The 21,428-nt window shown below is 67.3% G+C and carries 16 protein-coding genes; 10 read left to right on the top strand and 6 right to left on the bottom strand.

Going from position 1 to position 21,428, the window contains the following annotated elements:
• Window positions 1-211: 211 nt before the first annotated feature.
• The 8 genes from ASF51_RS03165 (at window position 212) to ASF51_RS03200 (ending at window position 9,980) form a co-directional block, all read left to right on the top strand.
• The gene (locus ASF51_RS03165) at window positions 212-1,771 is read left to right on the top strand and encodes a sugar ABC transporter ATP-binding protein (protein ID WP_055925042.1); all 1,560 of its coding nucleotides are present in this window, start codon (window positions 212-214) and stop codon (window positions 1,769-1,771) included.
• Window positions 1,768-2,808, top strand: a complete 1,041-nt coding sequence (locus tag ASF51_RS03170) for an ABC transporter permease (RefSeq protein ID WP_200926078.1) — start codon at window positions 1,768-1,770, stop codon at window positions 2,806-2,808. Before ASF51_RS03165 ends, ASF51_RS03170 begins: the two co-directional genes overlap by 4 nt.
• Window positions 2,801-3,856 (top strand): ABC transporter permease, encoded by a 1,056-nt coding sequence (locus ASF51_RS03175; RefSeq protein WP_055925045.1) that lies wholly within the window; start codon window positions 2,801-2,803, stop codon window positions 3,854-3,856. Before ASF51_RS03170 ends, ASF51_RS03175 begins: the two co-directional genes overlap by 8 nt.
• 44 nt (window positions 3,857-3,900) lie before the next feature.
• Window positions 3,901-4,962 (top strand): rhamnose ABC transporter substrate-binding protein, encoded by a 1,062-nt coding sequence (gene rhaS / locus ASF51_RS03180; RefSeq protein WP_055925048.1) that lies wholly within the window; start codon window positions 3,901-3,903, stop codon window positions 4,960-4,962.
• A gap of 124 nt (window positions 4,963-5,086) precedes the next feature.
• Entirely contained in the window at window positions 5,087-6,556 is a 1,470-nt protein-coding gene (locus ASF51_RS03185; protein WP_055925051.1) for an L-fucose/L-arabinose isomerase family protein, read from the top strand.
• Window positions 6,557-6,569: 13 nt separating this feature from the next.
• Window positions 6,570-6,938 (top strand): L-rhamnose mutarotase, encoded by a 369-nt coding sequence (locus ASF51_RS03190; RefSeq protein WP_055925054.1) that lies wholly within the window; start codon window positions 6,570-6,572, stop codon window positions 6,936-6,938.
• Window positions 6,939-7,044: 106 nt separating this feature from the next.
• Window positions 7,045-8,208 carry an L-rhamnose isomerase gene (gene rhaI, locus ASF51_RS03195; RefSeq protein WP_055925057.1) on the top strand — a complete coding sequence of 388 codons (1,164 nt, stop codon included), beginning with the start codon at window positions 7,045-7,047 and terminating at the stop codon, window positions 8,206-8,208.
• A 245-nt stretch (window positions 8,209-8,453) separates the two neighbouring features.
• A complete protein-coding gene (locus ASF51_RS03200) occupies window positions 8,454-9,980 on the top strand; it encodes a DHA2 family efflux MFS transporter permease subunit (protein ID WP_235497117.1) in 1,527 nt (508 codons plus the stop codon).
• A gap of 114 nt (window positions 9,981-10,094) precedes the next feature.
• Here ASF51_RS03200 and ASF51_RS03205 read toward each other — a convergent pair whose 3' ends face one another.
• On the bottom strand, window positions 10,095-10,727 hold the full coding sequence (locus ASF51_RS03205) for a hypothetical protein (protein ID WP_055925061.1): 633 nt from the start codon (window positions 10,725-10,727) through the stop codon (window positions 10,095-10,097).
• Between the two features lie 384 nt (window positions 10,728-11,111).
• On the opposite strand from ASF51_RS03205, the gene ASF51_RS03210 reads away from it, so the two are divergent.
• Together ASF51_RS03210 and ASF51_RS03215 are read left to right on the top strand one after the other, a co-directional pair.
• Entirely contained in the window at window positions 11,112-12,845 is a 1,734-nt protein-coding gene (locus ASF51_RS03210; RefSeq protein ID WP_055925064.1) for an MFS transporter, read from the top strand.
• A 61-nt stretch (window positions 12,846-12,906) separates the two neighbouring features.
• Window positions 12,907-13,623 carry an alpha/beta fold hydrolase gene (locus ASF51_RS03215; protein ID WP_055925067.1) on the top strand — a complete coding sequence of 239 codons (717 nt, stop codon included), beginning with the start codon at window positions 12,907-12,909 and terminating at the stop codon, window positions 13,621-13,623.
• On the opposite strand, the gene ASF51_RS03220 is transcribed toward ASF51_RS03215, so the two are convergent.
• The 5 genes from ASF51_RS03220 to ASF51_RS03240 all read right to left on the bottom strand — a co-directional run bounded on the left by ASF51_RS03220 (window position 13,620) and on the right by ASF51_RS03240 (window position 21,397).
• Window positions 13,620-16,604 (bottom strand): DUF5107 domain-containing protein, encoded by a 2,985-nt coding sequence (locus ASF51_RS03220; protein WP_055925070.1) that lies wholly within the window; start codon window positions 16,602-16,604, stop codon window positions 13,620-13,622. The genes ASF51_RS03215 and ASF51_RS03220 overlap by 4 nt on opposite strands.
• A 62-nt stretch (window positions 16,605-16,666) precedes the next feature.
• Complete coding sequence (locus tag ASF51_RS03225; RefSeq protein ID WP_055925073.1) at window positions 16,667-17,734, bottom strand: ABC transporter permease; 1,068 nt, start codon at window positions 17,732-17,734, stop codon at window positions 16,667-16,669.
• Window positions 17,731-19,230 (bottom strand): sugar ABC transporter ATP-binding protein, encoded by a 1,500-nt coding sequence (locus tag ASF51_RS03230; RefSeq protein WP_055925076.1) that lies wholly within the window; start codon window positions 19,228-19,230, stop codon window positions 17,731-17,733. Before ASF51_RS03230 ends, ASF51_RS03225 begins: the two co-directional genes overlap by 4 nt.
• Window positions 19,231-19,312: 82 nt before the next feature.
• Entirely contained in the window at window positions 19,313-20,353 is a 1,041-nt protein-coding gene (locus ASF51_RS03235; protein WP_082479509.1) for a substrate-binding domain-containing protein, read from the bottom strand.
• Between the two features lie 207 nt (window positions 20,354-20,560).
• Window positions 20,561-21,397, bottom strand: coding sequence for an AraC family transcriptional regulator (locus tag ASF51_RS03240; protein ID WP_235497118.1), 837 nt, complete (start codon window positions 21,395-21,397; stop codon window positions 20,561-20,563).
• Window positions 21,398-21,428 lie beyond the last annotated feature (31 nt).

The raw sequence follows: 21,428 nt of genomic DNA on the forward strand, positions 1-21,428 counted from the left end.
CGACACCGCGCAGGGAGCACGGCGACCAGCGGACACGAGGATGATCGGGATACAACCTTGTATCGATTCACCCCACCATACAGAGCGGATGCCTCGGCGCAAGGTTGCGAACTGGTAACGGCCTTGACGCTGCCGCTCCTGTCGCCGTAGGGTTCCAACAGATTCGAGTTATATCGATTCAATCGTCCTCAACGTGGAGGTGCGCCAGCCCATGGCGAATGAAGTCCAGCCCGGCATCGAGCCGCCCCCGCCATCGGGCACCCCCGCATCCGGCACGCCTGCGCTCTCGCTCACCGGCGCATCCAAGACCTTCGGGCCCGTCGTCGCCCTGGCCGACGGAACCATCGACCTGCGAGCCGGCGAGATCCACGCCCTCGTCGGCGAGAACGGCGCCGGCAAGTCGACGCTCGTCAAGATCCTCGCCGGCGTGCACGCCCCCGACGGAGGCGACTTCGAGGTGGGCGGCGTCGGCGTCTCGTTCAAGACGCCGGCAGACAGCAAGGCCGCCGGCGTCTCGGTCATCTACCAGGAGCCCACCCTCTTCCCCGACCTCACCGTCGCCGAGAACATCTTCATCGGCCGCCAGCCGCGAAACCGGGCCGGCCTCATCAACCGCGGCGAGATGCGCCGGATGGCCCGCGACCTCTTCACCACCCTCGGTGTGCCGATCGATCCCGACCGCATCGCGGAGGGCCTCTCGATCGCCGATCAGCAGATCATCGAGATCGCCAAGGCCATCTCGCTCGACGCGAAGGTGCTCGTGATGGACGAGCCCACCGCCGCCCTCTCGGGCGTCGAGGTCGACCGTCTCTTCGGGGTCGCACGGGGCCTCCGCGACAAGGGCGCCGGCATCCTGTTCATCTCGCACCGCTTCGAAGAGGTCTTCGCGCTCTGCGACCGCATCACGGTGATGCGCGACGGCCGCTATATCGGCGTGCACAACACCGCCGACGTCACCGTTCCGCAGATCGTGAAGGAGATGGTCGGGCGCGAGCTCGGCGCCCTCTTCCCCAAAGTGGATGCCCCGGTCGGCGAGACGGTGCTGTCGGTCGAGGGTCTCACCCGGCTGGGCACGTTCCGTGACATCTCGTTCGAGGTGAAGGCGGGCGAGATCGTGGCGCTCGCCGGTCTCGTGGGAGCCGGGCGCACCGAGGTGGTGCGCGCCGTCTTCGGCATCGATCGCTACGACTCGGGCTCGGTGACGTTACACGGCAAGGCGCTCGCCCCGCACAATCCACAGGCCGCGATCACCGCCGGTATCGGCTTCGTGCCCGAGGACCGCCGCAAGCAGGGCCTGGTCATGGACCTCTCGGTCGCGAAGAACGCCACGCTCACGCTGCGCAAGGCGCTCGCCCGCTTCGGCCTCATCTCGGGCAACCGCGAGCGCCGCACCGCCGAGGACTGGTCGAGCCGGCTTCAGGTCAAGACCGGGTCGCAGGACTACGCGGTGTCGACCCTGTCGGGCGGCAACCAGCAGAAGGTGGTGCTGGCCAAGTGGCTCGCCACCGAGCCCACGCTGCTGATCGTCGACGAGCCCACCCGCGGCATCGACGTGGGAACCAAGAGCGAGGTGCACCGCCTTCTCTCCGACCTCGCCGGGCGCGGCATCGCCATCATCATGGTCTCGTCCGAGCTGCCGGAGGTGCTCGGCATGGCCGACCGCATCCTGGTCATGCACGAGGGCCGCATCACGGCCGAGCTGCCTCGCGCCGAGGCCACCGCCGAGCGCGTGATGAGCGCCGCCACCTCGAGCCTGGAAGGCGCCCTGTGAGCATCGACACCGCACGTCCACCCGTGCACACCGACCACGGCGGCCCGCTCCACGCCGTTCGGGGCTTCTTCCGCTCCCGCGAGATTCCGGTCGCCGGGGCGCTGATCGCGCTCGTGATCATCACCACGGTCATCAACCCGCGGTTCCTCTCGCCGCAGAGCGTCAAAGACCTCATGCTCAACGCGACGATCGTGATCATCCTCGCCGTCGGCCAGGCGCTCGTGATCATCACCGAGAACGTCGACCTCTCGATCGGCTCGATCCTCGGCCTCGTCGCCTTCGGCACGGGCACGCTCTTCAACGCGTGGCCCGGCGTTCCCATCCCCCTCGTCTTTCTGGGCGGGATGCTCTTCGGGGCCGTTCTGGGGGCGATAAACGGATTCCTCGTGACGGCCGCGAAAGTGCCCGCGCTCGTGATCACCCTGGGAACGATGTACATCTTCCGTGGCATCCTTACGAGCTGGGCCGGCTCGAAGCAGTACTTCTCGGGCGACAACCCCAAGGCGTTCGGCAACCTGAGCGTGGATGTCTTCCTCGGCATTCCGATCATCACGATCGTGGCCATCGTGGTCGTCATCGCGGTGGGCATCTTCATGCACTCGGTGCGGGCGGGTCGCGACCTCTACGCGATCGGCAGCGACCGGGATGCCGCACGGCTGTTCGGAATCGCCGTCGGGCCGCGCGTGCTCGCCGCATTCGTCGCATCCGGGGCCCTGACCGGCCTGGCGGGCGTGCTCTACACCTCGCGCTACAACTCGGTGGGCGCGCTCACCGGATCGGGCCTGGAGCTCGACGTCGTGGCGGCCGTGGTCGTCGGAGGCGTTGCGATCTCGGGAGGAACCGGAACCGTCTTCGGCGCGGCCATCGGAGCCGTGCTGCTCTCGACGATCACGAGTTCGCTGACCGCGACCCGGGTCGACAAGTTCTGGCAGCAGGCCTTCGTGGGCATGCTCATTCTGGCCGCCATCATCGTCGACCGCGCCGTGTCGGTGCGCAACGCCCGCAAGCTTCGAGTGAGTGAGTCCCGCGATGTCTGAAACACTGAGCCCGAATATCGTCAAGGCCCGCAGCGGCCTCGCGAAGCGCCTCACCGGCAGCGACGCGATCATCATCTACATCCTCGTCGCCGTGATCATCGTGTCGATGATCTCGGTGAGGTTCTTCGCCTCGACCCTCACCGTGGGCTTCCTCTCCATTCAGGTCATCCCCATCCTGCTCATCGCGATGCCCATGGCCCTGGTGATCATCTCGGGCGAGATCGACCTCTCCGTCGCCTCCATCGCCGGCCTCACCAGCGCGGTGATGGGCGTGCTCTGGCGAGACTCCGGCTGGGACATCGGCATCGTGATCCTGGTCTCGGTGCTGGTCGGCGTGGTCTGCGGCGTCTTCAACGGCTTCCTCATCACGACCCTCGGCCTGCCGTCACTCGCGGTGACGATCGGAACGCTCGCCCTGTATAGAGGACTCGCCCTCGTGGTGATCGGCGACCAGAAGGTGGCGAACTTCCCGAAGGAGCTCAACACCTTCGTGCTCTCGAAGATCGGCACGACCGGAATCCCCGTGGTCATGATCTTCGTGGTCATCATCATCGCGTTCTTCGCCGTGCTGCTGCACTTCACCCCGTTCGGCCGCGGCCTCTACGCGCTCGGCTTCTCGAAGGAGGCCGCCACGTTCGTGGGCATCCGGGTGGGGCAGGCCAAATTCTGGCTGTTCGTGGGAACCGGCGTCGTGTCATCCATCGTCGGTGTCTTTCTCACCCTGCGCCTGGCGAGCGCCGGCCCCGACAACGGAACCGGCATGGAGCTCAGCGTCATCGCCGCCGTGCTGCTCGGCGGCGTCTCGATCTTCGGCGGCAAGGGGTCGATCCCCGGAGTCGTCGGAGGAGTGCTGCTCATCGGCGTTCTCACCTACTCGCTGCGCCTCGCGAAGGTGCCCGAGACCGCCCTCATCATCGTGACCGGAAGCCTGCTCGTTCTGTCGGTCGTGGCCCCGAGCATCGTCTCGTGGGCACGCGAACGACTGCGGCTCGCCCGCGTTCACCGAGTTGTCCAGCAGACATCGTCTTCTGGTTCACCCCACGCCTAAAGCACCAGGCGTCCGCACCACATCACACGAAAGAAGGAAGAACAATGGAGTTGTTTTCTCGTAAGACGCGCGGCGGTCGCCGCGCAGCAACCGTCGCCGCGGTCGCGGTCTCGGTCGCGCTGCTGGCAACCGGATGCGCCGCGGGCGGATCCACCGACGGCGGCACCGATTCGGCGGGTGGCGGTGGCGACAACACCATGGCGTTCCTGCCGAAGCAGCTGAACAACCCGTACACCGACGTGGTCCTCGGCGGCGGAGAGGACGGCGCGAAGGAGGCCGGCTTCACCTCGCAGGTCCTCGGCCCGCTGGAGGCGAGCGCGAGCGCTCAGATCCCCTTCATCGAGCAGGCCACGCAGGAGGGCTCGAAGGTCATCGTCATCGCCGCGAACGACCCGGATGCCGTCGGCCCGTCGCTGCAGACGGCTCGCGAGGCCGGCGCCAAGATCGTGGCGTTCGACTCCGACACCAACCCCGACTACCGCGACATCTTCATCAGCCAGGTCGTCGCCAAAGACGTCGCCCTGATCCAGCTCGAGATCATCTCGGAGCAGATCGGCGGAGCCGGCGACATCGCGATCCTCTCGGCCACGGCCACGGCCACGAACCAGAACGAGTGGATCAAGTTCATGGAGGAGGAGCTCGCCTCCAACCCCGACTACAAGGACATCAAGCTCGTCGCGAAGGTCTACGGAGACGACGACGCAGACAAGTCCTTCCAGGAGACGCAGGGCCTGCTCTCGTCGTACCCCGACCTCAAGGGCATCATCTCGCCCACGACCGTCGGTATCGCGGCTGCGGCCAAGTACCTCTCGACCTCGGACTACAAGGGCAAGGTCGCGCTGACCGGGCTCGGACTGCCGAACGAGATGCGCGAGTTCGTCAAGGACGGCACCGTGAAGGAGTTCGCTCTCTGGGACCCGGCACAGCTCGGCTACGTCGCCGCGTTCGCCGGTAAGGCACTCGTCGATGGAACCATCACCGGAGCCGAGGGCGACACCTTCGACGCCGGCGACCTGGGCGAGATCACGGTCGGCGAGGGCGGTGTCGCGATCGTCGGACCGCCCACCCGCTTCAACGCCGACAACATCGACGACTACGACTTCTAAGAAGTAGTCGCCCCGCTCGTTCCCTGAGCTTGTCGAAGGGCCCCCCTTCGACAGGCTCAGGGAACGAACCACTCCCGTTCCCTGAGCCTGTCGAAGGGCTCCACCAGAAAGCCGAGTGCACCCCATGACCGACCGCAGCGCCGCCGTCGCCGACCTGCTTCCTCCGAAGAAGCGCCGTCAGACCCGCATCGGCCTCGTCGCCGGTGGCCTCGCCGCTTACTGGCCCCAGTTCCCCGAGCTCCTGCCGCAACTGCAGGAGTCGAGCCGCTACGTCACCGGCCGCTTCAACTCCCTCGACGCCGAGGTCGTCGACGTGGGCTTCGTCTCGGATGCGCAGGAGGCCGCGGTCGCCGCCGAGAAACTGCGGGTCGCCGACTGCGACCTCATCGTCATCTTCCTCACCACCTACCTCACCTCGTCGATGGTGCTGCCGATCGCCCAGCGCGCGAAGACCCCCGTGCTCGTGATCGACCTGCAGCCCACCGAGGCCATGGACCACGCCAACTTCGACACCGGCAAATGGCTCGCCTACTGCGGCCAGTGCCCGGTGCCCGAGGTGGCCAACGTCTTCAAGCGGGCGGGCATCCCGTTCCGCAGCGTGTCGGGCCACCTCAAGCAGGAGTCGGCGTGGGCCCGCATCACCCAGTGGGTGCACGCTGCCGCTGTTCGCGGCGTTCTGCGCAACGCCCGCCACGGCCTGATGGGCCACCTCTACCCCGGCATGCTCGACGTGTCGACCGACCTGACCCTCGTCTCGACGCAGTTCGGCTCGCACGTCGAGGTTCTCGAGTTCGACGACCTGCGGGTGCGGGTCGACGAGGTGACGGATGCGCAGGTCGCCGACCGCAAGGAACTCGCCCGGCGCCTGTTCACCATCGACGACTCCGTGAACGACGACGACTTCTCCTGGGGCGCCAAGGTCTCTGTCGGACTCGACCGCCTGGTCGAGGACTTCGACCTCGACTCGGCCGCGTACTATCACCGCGGACTGCAGGGAGAGCAGCACGAGCGCCTCGGCGCCGGCATGATCCTCGGCTCGTCCCTGCTGACGGCCCGGGGCATCCCGTTCGTGGGCGAATACGAGCTGCGCACCAGCCTCGCCATGCTCGCCGCACATACGATCGGCGCCGGCGGTTCGTTCACCGAGATCCAGGCACTCAACTTCTTCGACGGCGTGGTGGAGATGGGCCACGACGGCCCTGCACACCTTCAGGTCTCCGAGCGCGACCCGCTGCTGCGCGGCCTCGGCATCTATCACGGCAAGCGAGGCTACGGAGTCTCGGTCGAGTTCGACGTGAAGCAGGGCCCGGTCACCACCTTCGGCATCGGGCAGGATGCCGACGGCAGCTACTCCTTCATCACCAGCGAGGGCGTCGTGAAGCCGGGGCCGCTGCTGGCGATCGGCAACACGACATCCCGCGTGGACTTCGGGGGCGACCCCGGCGAGTGGGTCGACGAGTGGTCGCAGACGGGAATCGGCCATCACTGGGCGCTCTGTGTCGGACACCGGGCCGCAGACATCCGGGCGGCCGCCAGCCTTCTCGGAATCGAACACCGACACGTCGACATGCGGGCCCTGCCCGCGTGGCGCTGAGAGGAACCCGACCATGACGACGCAGCGCGTGTGCTTTCAGCTTCAGGTGAAGCCCGACCGCATCGAGGCGTACCGCGAGGCCCACGCGGCCGTGTGGCCCGACATGCTCGAGGCCCTGGATGAGACGGGGTGGCGCAATTACTCGATCTTCCTGCGACCCGACGGTCTCGTGATCGGCTACTTCGAGACCGACGACCTTCAGGCCTCGCTCGACGGGATGGCCCTCACTGCGGTGAATGCACGCTGGCAGGCGGCGATGGCCGACAACTTTGTCGACCTCGCCGATGCCTCTGGTAAGCAACGCCCTGCGGACCAGGCGTTCGACTACATCCCCGAGGTGTTCAACCTCGCCGATCAGCTGGCGGCCGCACAGCGATTGTGAAACCCCCGATCACCGGCTAACCTGAACACAATTGAATCGATTCATTAGCGCCTCAGGGCGAGTGGATCCGGCTCACACGACCACAGTAGAAACACGGAGAATTCCAATGGTGCAGTTCAACGACATCGCGTCGCAGCTCGAGGGGCAGTCCATCGAACTGCCCTCGTGGGCGTTCGGCAACTCGGGCACGCGATTCCGCGTCTTCGGAACCCCGGGCACCGCCCGCAACCCCGAAGAGAAGATCGCCGACGCCGCCCAGGTGAACAAGTACACCGGGCTCTCCCCGAAGGTGGCCATCCACATCCCGTGGGACAAGGTCGACGACTACGCAGCCCTCGGCGCCTACGCCAACGACCTCGGCGTCGAGCTCGGAACGGTGAACTCGAACACGTTCCAAGACGAGGACTACAAGTTCGGCTCCCTCACCTCGTCGAACCCGGCCGTGCGCCAGAAGGCCATCGATCACCACTTCGAGTGCATCGACATCATGGATGCGACGGGCTCGAAAGACCTCAAGATCTGGCTCGCAGACGGCACGAACTACCCAGGCCAAGACGACATCCGCGGTCGCCAGGACCGGCTCGCCGAGTCGCTGCAGACGATCTACGACCGCATCGGCGCCGAGCAGCGCCTGGTGCTCGAGTACAAGTTCTTCGAGCCGGCGTTCTATCACACCGACGTTCCCGACTGGGGAACCTCGTACGCCCAGGTCGCCGCGCTCGGCGAGCGCGCCCTGGTCTGCCTCGACACCGGCCACCACGCGCCGGGCACCAACATCGAATTCATCGTCGCCCAGCTGCTGCGCCTCGGAAAGCTCGGCTCGTTCGACTTCAACTCGCGCTTCTACGCCGACGACGACCTCATCGTGGGCGCGGCCGACCCGTTCCAGCTGTTCCGCATCCTCTACGAGGTCATTCGCGGCGGCGGCTACGGACCCGATTCGGTCGTGGCTTTTATGCTCGACCAGTGCCACAACATCGAGGCCAAGATCGCCGGCCAGATGCGCTCGGTGCTGAACGTGCAGGAGATGACGGCGCGCGCGCTGCTCGTCGACCGCGCCGCGCTTACGGCAGCGCAGGAATCCAACGATGTGCTCGGTGCCAATGCCGTGCTCATGGACGCCTTCTACACGGATGTCCGGGGCCCGCTCGCCGAGTGGCGCGAGTCTCGCGGTCTTCCGGCCGACCCGATCGCCGCGTTTACGGCATCCGGTTACCAGGAGAAGATCTCGGCCGAGCGCGTCGGCGCCCAGGCGAGCTGGGGCGCGTAGCGACCCGCACTGGCCGAGCACCCTTCGACAGGCTCAGGGAACGAACCGTTCCCTGAGCCTGTCGCCGTTCCCTGAGCTTGTCGAAGGGCCCGTCGTTCCCTGAGCTTGTCGAAGGGCACTCTTTCGAGTGTCGGGGGAATAGAGCAGAGTGGAGGCAGGTTCTCCCGATGAAGCGATTCCCGCGAGCCTCCGCTCCGCTCGCCTCCGCTACCTCTTCTCTTCTTTCCCTCAGCCTTGGAGTTCTCGTGACTGATCGCCTCGCACCACCCACAGACTCCGTGCCGGCCGTGTCGCCGTCCACTCAGCACGACGCACCCGCATCCCCCTGGGCCGAAGATCCGGCGCTCGCCGGGCGCAACCGCCTCGTCATCTCGCTGCTTCTGGTGTCGGCGTTCGTCGTCATCCTGAACGAGACGATCATGAGCGTGGCCCTGCCCGTGCTCATGACAGACCTCGACATCGCCGCCGAGGCCGCGCAGTGGTTGACCACCGCGTTCATGCTCACCATGGCCGTGGTCATTCCGATCACCGGGTTCCTGCTGCAGCGCTTCAACACGCGGCCCGTGTTCCTCGCCGCGATGGCCTTGTTCAGCGCGGGCACGTTCATCTCGGCCATGGCGCCCGGCTTCGAGGTCCTGCTCGCGGGCCGGGTCATCCAGGCCAGCGGAACGGCCATCATGATGCCCCTGCTCATGACCACGGTGCTCAACCTCGTTCCCCCGGCCACGCGCGGCCGCACCATGGGCAACATCTCGATCGTCATCTCGGTCGCCCCGGCTATCGGCCCCACCATCTCGGGCCTCATCCTCAGCGTGCTCGACTGGCGCTGGATGTTCTGGATCGTTCTGCCCATCGCCGTCGGCTCGCTTGTGCTCGGCTTCCTCAAGATCCCCAACGTCACCGAGCCGCGCAAGGCTCCCCTCGACGTGCTCTCGGTGATCCTCTCCGCCTTCGCGTTCGGCGGGCTGGTCTACGGTCTGAGCTCGCTCGGCGGCGAAAGCGCTGAGGGAGCGATGCCCGGCTGGCTGCCGCTCGTCGTCGGCATCGTGGCACTGGCCGTGTTCATCCTGCGCCAGGTCTCGCTGGCCCGTCGCGAGAAGGCGCTGCTCGACCTTCGTGTGTTCCGCTCGGGCACCTTCTCTGTGGCCATCGCGATGCTGGCGATCAGCATGATGGCCCTCTTCGGAACCCTCATCATCCTGCCGATCTACACGCAGAGCGTCCTCGGTCTCAGCACCCTCTCCACGGGCCTCCTCCTGCTTCCCGGCGGACTGCTCATGGGCATCCTGGCGCCGTTCGTCGGCCGCATCTACGACCGTTTCGGGCCGCGCGTCCTGCTCATTCCAGGATCGATCATCGTGAGCGCCGCCTTCTGGGGCATGACCCTCTTCACCGCCACCACGGCGTGGGGCTGGGTGCTCGCCGCGCACATCACCATGAGCCTCGGCTTGGCGCTGCTGTTCACGCCCCTGTTCACCGCGGGGCTCGCGTCGCTCACCCCGAAGCTCTACTCGCACGGCAGCGCCGTCGTCGGGACAGTGCAGCAGCTCGCCGGAGCCGCCGGAACCGCCCTCTTCGTGTCGGTCATGTCGGCACGGGCGATCGCCCTCTCGGGCGGCAGCGCACCGAGCGCGGTCGACACCGCCGGGGGCATCCACGCGGCCATCATGTACGGAGCGTTCATCTCCCTCGCGGCAATCGTGATCAGCTTCTTCGTGAAGGCCCCGGCTCAGTCAGAGGCCCCGCACGACGCGGTCCCCGCGGCCCACTAACCCACTAGCCCACTTCGTACGCCGCGACTGTTGCCCGCGACGACGGATGCTGCCGGTCGCCCGGCAACACCCGTCGCGCTGGGCAACACCGACACCCTCCAGTTAGCCGACTGATCAGCGGTCGTCGAGGTAGCGCGCGATCTCGCGCACTCTCGTCAGGGCCGCGGCCTCCTCTTGAAGGGAGAGCGCGCGAGCCCCCGCCGGCCTGATCACGAAGCCGGTCTCGGCATCCACCTGCGGCTTCCAGAGGGTGTTCTGGCGCCAGACGGTGTAGCCCGCACGCTGCTCGTCTTTGATGCGCTCGACGTAGGGCGGTCCGGCCAGTCCGAACACCGCGCCCGCGACGACCAGCGTGACCATGGCGAAAAGGGTAACCGGCCCCGGCTGGCCCACGATGATGAAGGCCGCGACGACGACCACGCCATACGACGCGAAGCCCCAGGCGGCAATCCTGCGCGATCGGCGAAAGAGCTCCAGTGACGACGGGCCAGGAAGCAACTCGAGCCGCGGCGGAATCTGCGAGGGCAGGAGCCCCCACGGGGGCAACGATGAGACGTGCGCCTTGCTCGATGTCTCGGGCTTCCGCGCGGGCTCGGGGAGAACCGCCGCGGAGGCCGACCGAACCGGCGTCGGCGTCGGCGTGACCTGCACCGGAGGCTTCTCCGCCTCGGAGTCGCCACGGAGTGCCCTCGCAATCGACAGGACGACAGGACGACCCGCGCGACCGAGTCTCTCTCGCCACGTCATGCCTCCATACTGCCGTCTGCGCACGCGGGTGCGCGCCGCGATCAGGTGAGCCGCCGCGTCGGACCGCCCCCGATAACCGTCGACTTGTCACGGAACGCGCAGATTGCAGCCAGGAACTGCACTTTGTGACAGGTCGAGACCACCCGCCCTCGGCGATCAGTCAAGGAACGCGCAGATCTCACGCGCGGACAGCACTCTGTGACAGGTCGCGGGCCAGCGGTGTGCGCCATGGCCGCTCAGAACGCCATCCGTCGCGTTCAGCGACCGCGCGGCCCTGACCCCAGCGTTACTATCCTGCATTCTCCTCGCGGTCGTAGTCTCGACGCATTCGACCTCGGACAGCCGGATACGCACAACAGACCGGCTGTCGAAAGAAGGGCTGTCATGACCTCTCCGCTCGGCACCGGTCAGACGACGGCGAAGGCTCCGGGAGCCCTCGCCCCGCTGGCCGTCGCCATCTTCCGGTGGCTCTGGATCGCCGATGTCGTGAGCAACATCGGCGGCTGGATGCAGACGGTCGGCGCGCAGTGGTTTCTGGTGGAAGAGCACGCGTCGCCCGCGATCATCGCGCTCGTCTCGACCGCAGCGGCCGCGCCCGTGCTGCTGTTCGGCATCCCCGCGGGCGTTCTCGGCGAGTTCGCGAACAAACGGCACCTGCTGATCGGGGTGCAGTCGGCCCAGGCGCTCGTGGCCGCCGGGCTGGCCGTGCTCACCGCCACTGGAGCGATGACGCCGACCCTGCTCCTGGCCTTCACCTTCGCGCTCGGGGTCGCGTCGGCCATCCAGCTTCCCGCGTATCAGGCGTTCGTTCCGGGGGTCGTTCCGAAGCCCCTGGTCGGCGAGGCCGCCTCGCTCTCCTCGATCGGCGTCAATGTTGCCCGAGCCATCGGACCGGCCATCGCCGGCGTCGTGATCGGATCGTGGGGCATCCCGTTCGTCTTCGCCCTGAACGCCCTCAGCTTCGCCGGACTGCTGATCGTGCTGATCACGTTCAAGGGCTACACGCCGCCGCAAGGAGACCGCGAGCCCTTCATGTCGGCGACCCGCGCGGGCCTGCGCTACGTGCTGCACGCCGGTGTCGTTCGGCGCATCTACTTTCAGCTGCTCATCTTCATCATTCCGGCCAATGCACTCTGGGCCCTGCTCCCCGTTCTCGCGAGCGGCCGGCTCGGTCTCGACTCCAACGGATACGGCGTGCTTCTCGCCGCCCTCGGCGTCGGGTCGATCGCGGGCGCGTTCGTCATTCCGAAGGCGCGGGCGGCCCTCGGCACCTCCCGCCTCGTCGTCGTCACGAGTGCGGCCTACGGCATCGGCATCGCGGCGACCGCCCTGTCGCAGACGCTCTGGATCACCCTGCCGGTGCTCGTTCTCGTCGGGCTGTCGTGGATCGGCGTGATCGCCACCTTGAACGGCACGGTGCAGGCGTTCCTGCCCGGATGGGTGCGCACGCGCGGACTCTCCGTCTACCAGCTGGTGCTGTTCGGGGGCACGGCGTTCGGTGCCGCGATCATTGGAGCGCTCGGCGGCATCTTCGGCACGGCCGAGACGATGATCGGCGCGGGCGTGGTCGTGGTGCTCGGCGCGGTAATCCTTCTCGCGAGGCCCTTCCTCTCCACCGCAGACAAGAGCCGCGCCTCGTCCGCGATGCCCCTCACCGACGTTCCTCCCATCGCGACGCCGCTGCCGGGCGACGACGACGCCGACCCCGATTCGGCCGCGACGGCGGGCACGGGCACGGTCCCGGATGCGGCGCCGCCGGCCGCGCACCCGCTCGACCCGGCCGGCTCGACGTTGGTCATCGTGCGCTACGAGATCGCCGGCAGCGATCGCGCCGCCTTCCTCGACGCCATGCGCGCCGTCGAGCAGAGCCGGCGTCGCACGGGCGCCCGCACCTGGCACGTCTACGACGACCGTGAGCATCCGGGATTCCTGATCGAGGCGTTCCAGGTCGGCACCTGGCAGGAGCACCTCAGCCAGCACCACACGCGCACGACCGGCTACGACGCCGAGATCGTGGAGTCCGCGCGCAGGCTCGCGGCCTCCCCTCCCACGGTCGAGCACCTCGTCTCGGTCGCCGTGCCTCGCCACATCCCGAAGACCCCTACGACCGGCCCCTGAACCTTTCATCGCGCAGCACCACCCGGCAAGTAACCGTCACCCAACAAGTAAGGAAGAAATCATGTCAACGAAACCCACCATCGTGCTCGTGCACGGAGCATTCGCCGACGCCGCCAGCTGGGCGCCCGTCACCCTCGCGCTGCTGAACCAGGGCTACACCGTGCATGTTCCCCCGGTGTTCAACCGCAGCCTGATCGGCGACTCGGCCTACATCAGGTCGTTCGTCGAGCAGATCGACGGACCGGTCATCCTCGCCGGCCACTCCTACGGCGGAGCCGTCATCACGGTCGCGGGCGTCGCCGAGAACGTGATCGGGCTCGTCTACGTGTCGGGCTACGCGCTCGACGAGGGCGAGAGCCTGGGCCAGCTGCAGGGCGGCTTCCCCGACTCGCCGCTCGCCGCGAATCTGGTGTACTCGCCGTACCCCATCGAGGGCGCCGAGCCCGGAACCGACGTCTCGGTGAAGATCGACACCTTCCCCGAGATCTTCGCAGCCGGTGTGCCCGCCGACACCGCGCGCGTCCTCGCCGTCGGACAGCGCCCCCTCGCGGCCGTCGCCTTCTCGGAGACCGCACCGGTGGCCGTCTGGAAGACCAAGCCGAGCTGGGGCATCGTCTCGAGCGCAGACAAGACCATCAACCCCGATGTCGAGCGCTTCGGCTACAAGCGAGCCGGCGCCCGCAAGGTGATCGAGCTGGATGCTCCGCACCTCGTTATGCAGACCAAGCCGGCCGAGGTCGCGCAGTTCATCACGGATGCGATCGACGAGCTCGGCTAGCCCCGGGTGTCGGGCCGGGAGGCCGGAGCCGCCGGCTCCTCCCGCGCGAAGAGCAACAGCTCGGGGTGGCTGGTCGCGAAGTAGTCGGTCACACCGTCTTCTCGAACAGCCTGGGGTGCCAGGTAGGGCGAGCGCGCCTCCCCCAGGCTGGCGGGCGGATCCGTGGGAGGGAGACCGAGAGCTGCGATCACCGAATCCCAGGCTCGGATGGCCTGCCCCTCGCCTCCCTCCCAGGGGTGGAACTCGCGAGACCGCAGAATAGCGAACGCGTCTTCGGCCAGCCCGCCCGCCACAAGCAGTCCGACGAATTCGATCGTGAAGTCGTCGCGGGTGAGCACCAGGCTCGCGTGCGGTCGAAGACGGGCGAGGCGCTCTTCAACGGGGTGGCCGAGGCGCGACGCCAGTTGATCCTGCTCGAACAGGAGTCGCGCATCGTGGGGGGCGAGCTCGACCGCCTGTTCGTAGCGGAGCCATGCCGCCTCGTCGTTGTGCGCGATGTTATAGGCGGCGAGGCCGGCGTTGCGGAACAAGACCGGATGCGCCAGCCCGAGTTCGATCGCCGACTCCCACTCCACGAGGGCGTCCTGTCGGCGACCATGCGCGAAGAGCAGCATGCCGAGAAGGAACCGGGCCGTCGCATCCGCCGGCTCGATTCGCAGCGACGCCGTCAACGCGTCGTGCGCGTCGAGACCGTAGGGGAACGCTCGGGTCAGGTCGCTCTCTCTGGCCATCCGGCGCTGTTCCGCGGCGGCGGAGGCGCGTCCGAGCCCTTCGAGCAACCCGGCGGCGACGTAGTGGGCCAGCGGAACGAGATTGCCCGCTGCCGTGGCCGGCATCGCCGTCACGCGATGGAGCGTCGCGAGAGCCTCGTCGAATTCGCCAGCAGCCCTCAGCTCCAGGGCCACGTCGAAGGCGGCCCCCGGATCGGTGAGAGGCGCCCCTCCCAGGAGCGTGCGGATGGTCGGGTTGACCGGCTCGAGGGCCGACTCCAAGCGCAGCAGCGCATCCGCACGCGCGGCGTCGCCGAGGCGGCGGAGCACGATGGCTTCGAGTACGTCGCGACGACTGTCGTGAGCCGCGGCCGAGTGGAGCGAGTCGAGCACCCGCAGCGCAGCGCGATGACGTCCGCGACGCGCGAGCGACGCTGAAAGTTCGTAGCCGGCGCCGGCGGCCCAGGTTCCGTCCCACCCGGCCTTGCCGAAGTACGCCTCCGCCTCGTGCACGCGGCCGAGCCGGAGCGACGCCAGACCGCCGAGGTAGAACGCCTCGGCGTCTTGCGGATTCGCGTTTCGACGGGTCAATCGCGCGAGGGCGGTCTCGATCCGTTCGATCGCGCTCGAATACGCTCCCGACCTGTATTCGAGGTCCGCGAGCGCGAGATTCGTGCGCACATCGCCGCCATCGCGCAGAAGCGCGGCCCGCCAGTAGTCGAGGGGCGAACGCGTGGGATGCCGGAACTGACTGAGGTGCAGCCCCGTGAGATACAGCTCTTCGACCGTCTCGATCTCGGAGGGTGGAAGCGGTTCGTCGGCGACCCACGGCTCCTCGTCGGTGACGACCGTCTGCGACCATCGCACCAGCGACCGTCCCGAGGCGTCGAGGAGCTCGATCACCGTGGAATCCGTCAGCGCATCGAAGTCGATCACGGCGGGTGCGCCCGGCCTGAGGTCGGCGATTCTCGATGCCGTGACCGCTTCTCCGTCGCTCACCCGAAGCGTTGCACCCACCCGGGGCGACGTCACAGCGAAGCTGGCCGAGGGCCGATCGCCTCGCTCGACGTGCACGGCCGCATCCGGTGTCGCCTGGTGCACTGCGCCGACCGCGGGCAACGGGTACCAGTACTGCGTGAAGACCTTGGTCTCGCCGGGGAGGAGCCAGCTGAAGTCGGGCTGGTTGTCGGTGTAGACACCGGCCATGAGCTCTACGTATGGCCCGTCGTCGTCGGTGAGTTGCGCATCCCAGGCGTGACCGAAGGCGGCGTCTCCCCACGTCCACTGCTTCTTGCCGGGCGAGAGCCGCCGTTCCGCCCAGTGCACGAAGCCGGCTCCCGCAGCGTGGTCGTACCCGCCGAAGAAGTCCTGCTGCGAATCGACGATCATGTACGACGTCGGCACGGGGATGTTGCGGTAGAAGTCGATACGGTCGGCCCCCGGCTCCGCCTCGGCGAGCGCGGCGTAGTCGACGCCGTAGTACTCACGGTCGGCGGCCGGGAATGCGGTCAGGGCCCGACGCGCGTGGTCGGCGACGTAGCGCACATCTTCGGGAAAGAACGACTGGTAGTCGTCGTGCACAGGTGCGGCGACGTTCGCCCACCAGAGAAAGGTCTGGCGCTCGCTGGTGCGGTTGTGCAGGCGCACCGCGAGCTCGACGACGCTGCTGCCGGGTCGGAGTCGCACGCCGTGCTGGCCTGCCATCCGGGTGAAGGGGTCGTGGTCGGCACACCACACGGTCACGGAGCCGTCATCACCGTGCTCGATCGTCGTCTCGACGGGAAGGTAGGTGGCCGGCCTGTGGTGCTGCGGCCAGTTGAACTCCACACCGCCCGAGACCCAGGGGCCCGCAAGACCCACGAGGGCGGGCTTGATGACGTTGTTGCGATAGAAGAAGTCGTAGCCGGTCGTCTTGTCGTAGCCGATGTGAATGCGGCCACCCAGTTCCGGCAGCACGACGAGTCGAACGTACTCGTTCTCGAGGTGCACGGCCTGCCATTCGCGATCGTGCGCCTGGTCGGAGACACGCTCGGTGAAGGGAATCGGATAGACCTTGCCACTCGAGCCCTGGTAGACGCGCCGGTCGAGATACATGGGATAGGCGCTCGGCTCATCGGCCTCGTAGGTGCGGATCGTCAGGGGCTCGCTCCACGCGACCGGCCGACCCGCCTCGAGTTCCGGCCTCAACGCATCCGGTGCCTCGGGCAGGACGATCTTGGCCTGAGCATGCGAGGGGTCGGGGGTGGCGGGCATGGTCGTTTCGACGGTCATTTCGTGCGCCTCGTTCGATATCGGCAGTCGGAAGTGGTGCGGTTCGGATGCTGGGCGGCTGATCAGCCGGGGATGCCGATGCGGCGCTCGCCCGAACGCAGCTGCTGGATGACCACGGCGACGACGAGCAGCGTTCCCTGCGCGACGTTCTGCCAGAAGGTGTTCACGCCGAGGAGGGTCATGCCGTTCGTGAGGACGCCCAGCAGGATGACGGCGAGGATGGTGCCGGCGATCGCGCCCTTGCCGCCTTTGAGCGCCGCGCCGCCGAGAGCGGCGGCGGTGATCGCCTGGAGCTCGAGGCCCTCGGAACCCGAGATCGGCTGGCCCGAACCGGTGCGGGCCGTGATGAGGATGCCCGCGATCGCGGCGACCGCGCCCGTCACCATGTAGACCCCGATGATGTAGCGGTTGATGTTGATGCCACCGAGTCGCGACGCGATGTTGTTGCCGCCGACGGCGTAGATGTTGCGGCCGATGGTCGTGTACCGCAGCACGACATGGGCGAGCACGGCCACCAGCACGAGCACGAGGATCAGGGTCGGGATGCCGAGGAGGGTTCCCCGGGCGAGGAAGACGAAGAACGGGTCGGCCCCGGTGTAGCCCTGGGCCCGGCCGTCGGAGATGAGCTGGGCGACGCCCTTGAACGCCGCCAGGGTGGCGAGAGTGGCGATCACGGGGTTCACGCGGCCGAAGACGATGATGCAACCGTTCACGAGTCCGCAGAGCACACCGATGGCGACGGCTCCGAGGACACCCATTGCCGCCGACGTCGTCGAGGTGAAGATCATGGCGGAGGTCACCGAGGCCAGGCCCGCTATCGAGCCGACCGAGATGTCGAGCGCTCCGAGGATGATGACGATGGTCTGCACCACGGCGAGCAGGCCGACGATCGCGATCGCCGTGCCGATGACCTTGAGGTTCGGCACCGTGAAGAAGAGCGGGTTCTGGATGCCGATGATGGCGACCACGATGGCGATGGCGAGGATGAGCGAGATGTTCTGCACACCGACGGTCGTGATGACGCGTCTGAATGTCGATACCCGCTCCACGTCCGATCTCGTCGGCGCGGATGGTTGTGTCTGAGTCTGTGCAGGAAGCACGGGGTTGTCCTTTCGGGTGGCGATGTTCATGCGGCGACGTCCTCGTCCATCGCGAGGGCCAGAATGCGCTCTTCGCTCGCTTCGGAGCGCGGCAGTTCGCCCGAGATGCGGCCTGCCGCCATCACGTAGATGCGGTCCGAGACACCGAGCACTTCGGGGAGTTCGCTCGAGACGACGATGACGGCAACGCCCTGGTGCGCGAGCTCGTCGATGATCGCGTAGATCTCGGATTTGGCCCCGACGTCGATGCCCCGTGTGGGTTCGTCGAGCAGAAGGATCTTGGGCTTGGTCGCGAGCCAGCGCGCCAGCACCACCTTCTGCTGGTTTCCGCCCGAGAGATTGCCCACGAGTTGCTCGGCAGAGGGGGTGCGGATGCGAAGCCGGTCGATGTACTCCTGGGCCAGGGCGCGCTCGGCGCGGTTGTTCACGAAGATCCACCGCGACAGGGAGCGGAGGACCACGAGCGCGGCATTGTCGCGAACCGACCGCTGCAGCAGCAACGCCTCGGCCTTGCGTTCCTCAGGAGCGAAGCCGATGCCGGCGCGGATACTGTCTGAGGGTTGCCGGATTCGGCGGGCTTGGCCCGAAACCAGGATCTCGCCGCTTGTGGTCGGGTAGTCGCCGGCGATGGTCTTCATGAGCTCGCTGCGTCCGGCACCGACGAGGCCGGCGATACCCACGACCTCACCCGCCCTGACCGTGAGGTCGACGCCGTCGACGAATTGGTTGCCGACGCCCCTCAGCTCGAGAACGGTCTCGCCCAGTGGGGCGGGGTCTCGGTGGAAGAACTGGCTGAGGTCGCGCCCCACCATCATGCGCACCAGCTCATCGTGATCGGTATCCGCGACGAGCTTGGTGCCGACGAAGGCACCGTCGCGGAGCACCGTGATGCGGTCGGCGAGCTGGAAGATCTCGGCCATCCGGTGCGACACGTAGCCGACGGCGATGCCCTCGGCCTGCAATTGTCGAATCAGAGCGAACAGGAGGGTCACCTCCTCATCACCCAACGACGACGTGGGCTCGTCGAAGCAGATGATGCGTGGGCGGCTCACGACCGCCCGCATGATCTCGACGATCTGCCGTTGGGCGGGCGAGAGCTCGGATCCGAGCGCCTCGGCGCGGATCGTGCGGTGGAAGCCCCAGCGTTCGAGCTCGTCGCGCGTGCGCCGCAGAAGCGCTGTGCGGTTGTAACCCACGGAGCCCAGGTTGCCCACGAAGATGTTCTCGGCCACGGAGACTGCGGCGATGATCTCCGGCTCTTGCGCTATGACCCGCAGGCCGGCCGCGCGGGCATCCGACGGATCACCGAAATCGACAGGCATCCCGTCGATGCTGAGTTCGCCCTCGTCCGGCCGGAAGTCGCCGTTGAGGATCTTGAGCAGGGTGGACTTGCCGGCCCCGTTCTCCCCCATCAGGGCGGTGACTTCGCCGCTGCGCAGTTCCAGTTCGACTCCGCGGAGCGCCTTGACCGGGCCGTAGCTTTTCGTGATGCCTGTCGCGCGCAGAGCGATGGATTCCTGCGTCATTGCATGTCCTTTTCAGTTGACGTCGGGATGGTCGGCTGCGCCGGGTGGGGCGACCTGATCGCCACCCCACCCGGCCGAGCCGCTAGGTGCAGACGACGCCCTTGGCTTCCCAGTTCGTGGCATCCACGATCTCGGTGTTGGCGATCGACATCGGCGGGAGGGCGGTGCCGTTGCGCAGCAGATCGATCATCGAGGTGGCAGCGGCCTTGCCCACCTCGATACCCGAGATGAACAGCGCAGCCTTGTTGCCCGTCTCCTGGCCGGCGTTCCAGTCCTTGCAGGTCAGGTACGCGCCGAGTCCGACCCCGATGATGTTGTCGGGCGAGACACCGGAGTTCTGCAGGGCAGTGACGACACCGGTCTCACTCTCGTCGTTGCAGCCCCAGACGACCCAGTTCTTCACCCCGGCGTTGGCCGTGATGATGGCACCCGCCTTGTCCTGAGCGTCGGTGGCCGAGTTGTCGGTACCGATGTCGATGATCTCCGGACCGTCACTGACGGCCTCGGAGAAGGCGCTCTCCGCACCGCCGACGCGCTGGGTGCAGACGGAGAGGTCCTCTTTGTACGCAGAGAGGATGCGCGTGTCCGCTGCAGTCCAGCCCGCCTCCTGGTACAGACGCGCGGCTTCGGCGCCCACCTTCTCGCCCATCGACGTGCCGTCGAAGCCCGAGAAGGGTGCGGCGGTACCCGAAGCGTCCTCGATCGTGTCGTCGGCCGCCATGATCGGGATTCCGGCCTCCTCAGCGAGCTGAATGACCTGCGGACCGATCTGCTGGTCGGGCACCACGATGATGATGCCGTCTACCTTCTGAGCGATAGCGGCCTCGACCTCCGAGATCGCCTTGTTCGAGTCGGTGCCGAGATCCACGACATTGATGCTGACGTCGCCGTCGGCGTCGGCTGCCTGCTTGGCCCCGTTCGCCTCATCGATGAAGTACTGCTGATCGCCCTGCTTCTGCAGGAAGGCGATGGTGAGCGGCCCGTCACTCGGGCCTGCTGCGGAATCAGTGGAGGTGCCACTGGACTCCATTCCGGAGGTGCATCCGGTGAGTGCGAGCGCCGCGACGGCGACCCCGACTATCGCGATTCGCTTCCACGAGCGCGACGCTGTGTGCTTGTTCATCCGTAATTTCCTCATCTTCTTTGACTGGCCGACAACGGAGCCGGAGTGTGACCTGGGCGGTGCTGGCGGTGGCGGGCGATCATGCCGACGGACTCACCGCACCTAAACGATATGACGGGGCACGACCACGGCATGAGTACAAACCGATGCAATCACCTAGACGATTCTCTGATCATCGGCGCTACGAGTCAGAGACCTCGGTTGCCGTCACCTATCCCGGAAGGCCTCACGGTACTGGCTCGGACTCGCGCCGTTGATGGCCCGGAAATGGCGCGAGAAGTAGAAGGGATCGTCGTATCCGACCGCGAGCGCGATCGCCGCGACGGACGCATCCGTCGTGATCAGCAGCTCGCGCGCCCGGGCGCTTCTCAGACGCTTGCGATACTCCACCACGCTGGTCCCCGACGCGTGTCGGAACCGTGCCGAGAAGTGCGAGTCGCTGAAACCCGCCATCTTCGCCAGTTCGGCCACGCTCGCGTTGCTGTGGAGGTTCTCGCGAAGGTAGTCCTGCACAGCCAGAATCGGGTCGCCGGCCTCGGTGGTTCCTCTGGCGCGGTCGGCCGCGAGTTGGGCGAGCACACCCCATGCCGCCCCCGATGCCGAGCGAAGGGAGGCGACCGTGTCGTCGCGCTCGAGGGAGACGAGCACATGCTCCAATGCGGCACGCGCGGCGTAGGGATCGTGCGCGGGCATGACCGGAGAGAACTCGGTCGACGACTCGGCGATCGCCGTGACGAACACGTCGCTGTCGAGGCCGACGACGTGCATCCACCAGATCGTCCACGGATTGAGGGGGTCGGCACGATACCGATGCGGCGCCCCGGCAGGGATCACGACGATGTCGCCCGGCGAGACGCCGTACGTCTGGCCACGCAATTCGACATACCCGGCACCATCCGTGCAGAGGATGACGACGACCTCGTCGGCACCCCGCGGTCGGGAGCGGCCGTGGGCGGCCGCATGCGGGAAGTGCCCCGCGTCGGTCACCAGAAGACGTTCGGTTATCGGCGCGGCGAGCGCCTCGACGACGCGCGGTCGCGACAAGACACGCAACCGTTGACCGGGGAACCCATCG

This window comes from Agreia sp. Leaf283 (assembly GCF_001422485.1).
In the GTDB taxonomy this organism is placed as follows: domain Bacteria; phylum Actinomycetota; class Actinomycetes; order Actinomycetales; family Microbacteriaceae; genus Agreia.

What these genes read in the sequence shown, in the direction of transcription:
- ASF51_RS03230 (WP_055925076.1), bottom strand. Translation starts at nt 19,230, where the DNA reads ATGACGCAGGAATCCATCGCTCTGCGCGCGACAGGCATCACGAAAAGC.
- ASF51_RS03175 (WP_055925045.1), top strand. Translation starts at nt 2,801, where the DNA reads ATGTCTGAAACACTGAGCCCGAATATCGTCAAGGCCCGCAGCGGCCTC.
- ASF51_RS03215 (WP_055925067.1), top strand. Translation starts at nt 12,907, where the DNA reads ATGTCAACGAAACCCACCATCGTGCTCGTGCACGGAGCATTCGCCGAC.
- ASF51_RS03225 (WP_055925073.1), bottom strand. Translation starts at nt 17,734, where the DNA reads ATGAACATCGCCACCCGAAAGGACAACCCCGTGCTTCCTGCACAGACT.
- ASF51_RS03165 (WP_055925042.1), top strand. Translation starts at nt 212, where the DNA reads ATGGCGAATGAAGTCCAGCCCGGCATCGAGCCGCCCCCGCCATCGGGC.
- ASF51_RS03185 (WP_055925051.1), top strand. Translation starts at nt 5,087, where the DNA reads ATGACCGACCGCAGCGCCGCCGTCGCCGACCTGCTTCCTCCGAAGAAG.
- ASF51_RS03205 (WP_055925061.1), bottom strand. Translation starts at nt 10,727, where the DNA reads ATGACGTGGCGAGAGAGACTCGGTCGCGCGGGTCGTCCTGTCGTCCTG.
- ASF51_RS03220 (WP_055925070.1), bottom strand. Translation starts at nt 16,604, where the DNA reads ATGACCGTCGAAACGACCATGCCCGCCACCCCCGACCCCTCGCATGCT.
- rhaS (WP_055925048.1), top strand. Translation starts at nt 3,901, where the DNA reads ATGGAGTTGTTTTCTCGTAAGACGCGCGGCGGTCGCCGCGCAGCAACC.
- ASF51_RS03190 (WP_055925054.1), top strand. Translation starts at nt 6,570, where the DNA reads ATGACGACGCAGCGCGTGTGCTTTCAGCTTCAGGTGAAGCCCGACCGC.
- ASF51_RS03235 (WP_082479509.1), bottom strand. Translation starts at nt 20,353, where the DNA reads ATGAACAAGCACACAGCGTCGCGCTCGTGGAAGCGAATCGCGATAGTC.
- rhaI (WP_055925057.1), top strand. Translation starts at nt 7,045, where the DNA reads ATGGTGCAGTTCAACGACATCGCGTCGCAGCTCGAGGGGCAGTCCATC.
- ASF51_RS03210 (WP_055925064.1), top strand. Translation starts at nt 11,112, where the DNA reads ATGACCTCTCCGCTCGGCACCGGTCAGACGACGGCGAAGGCTCCGGGA.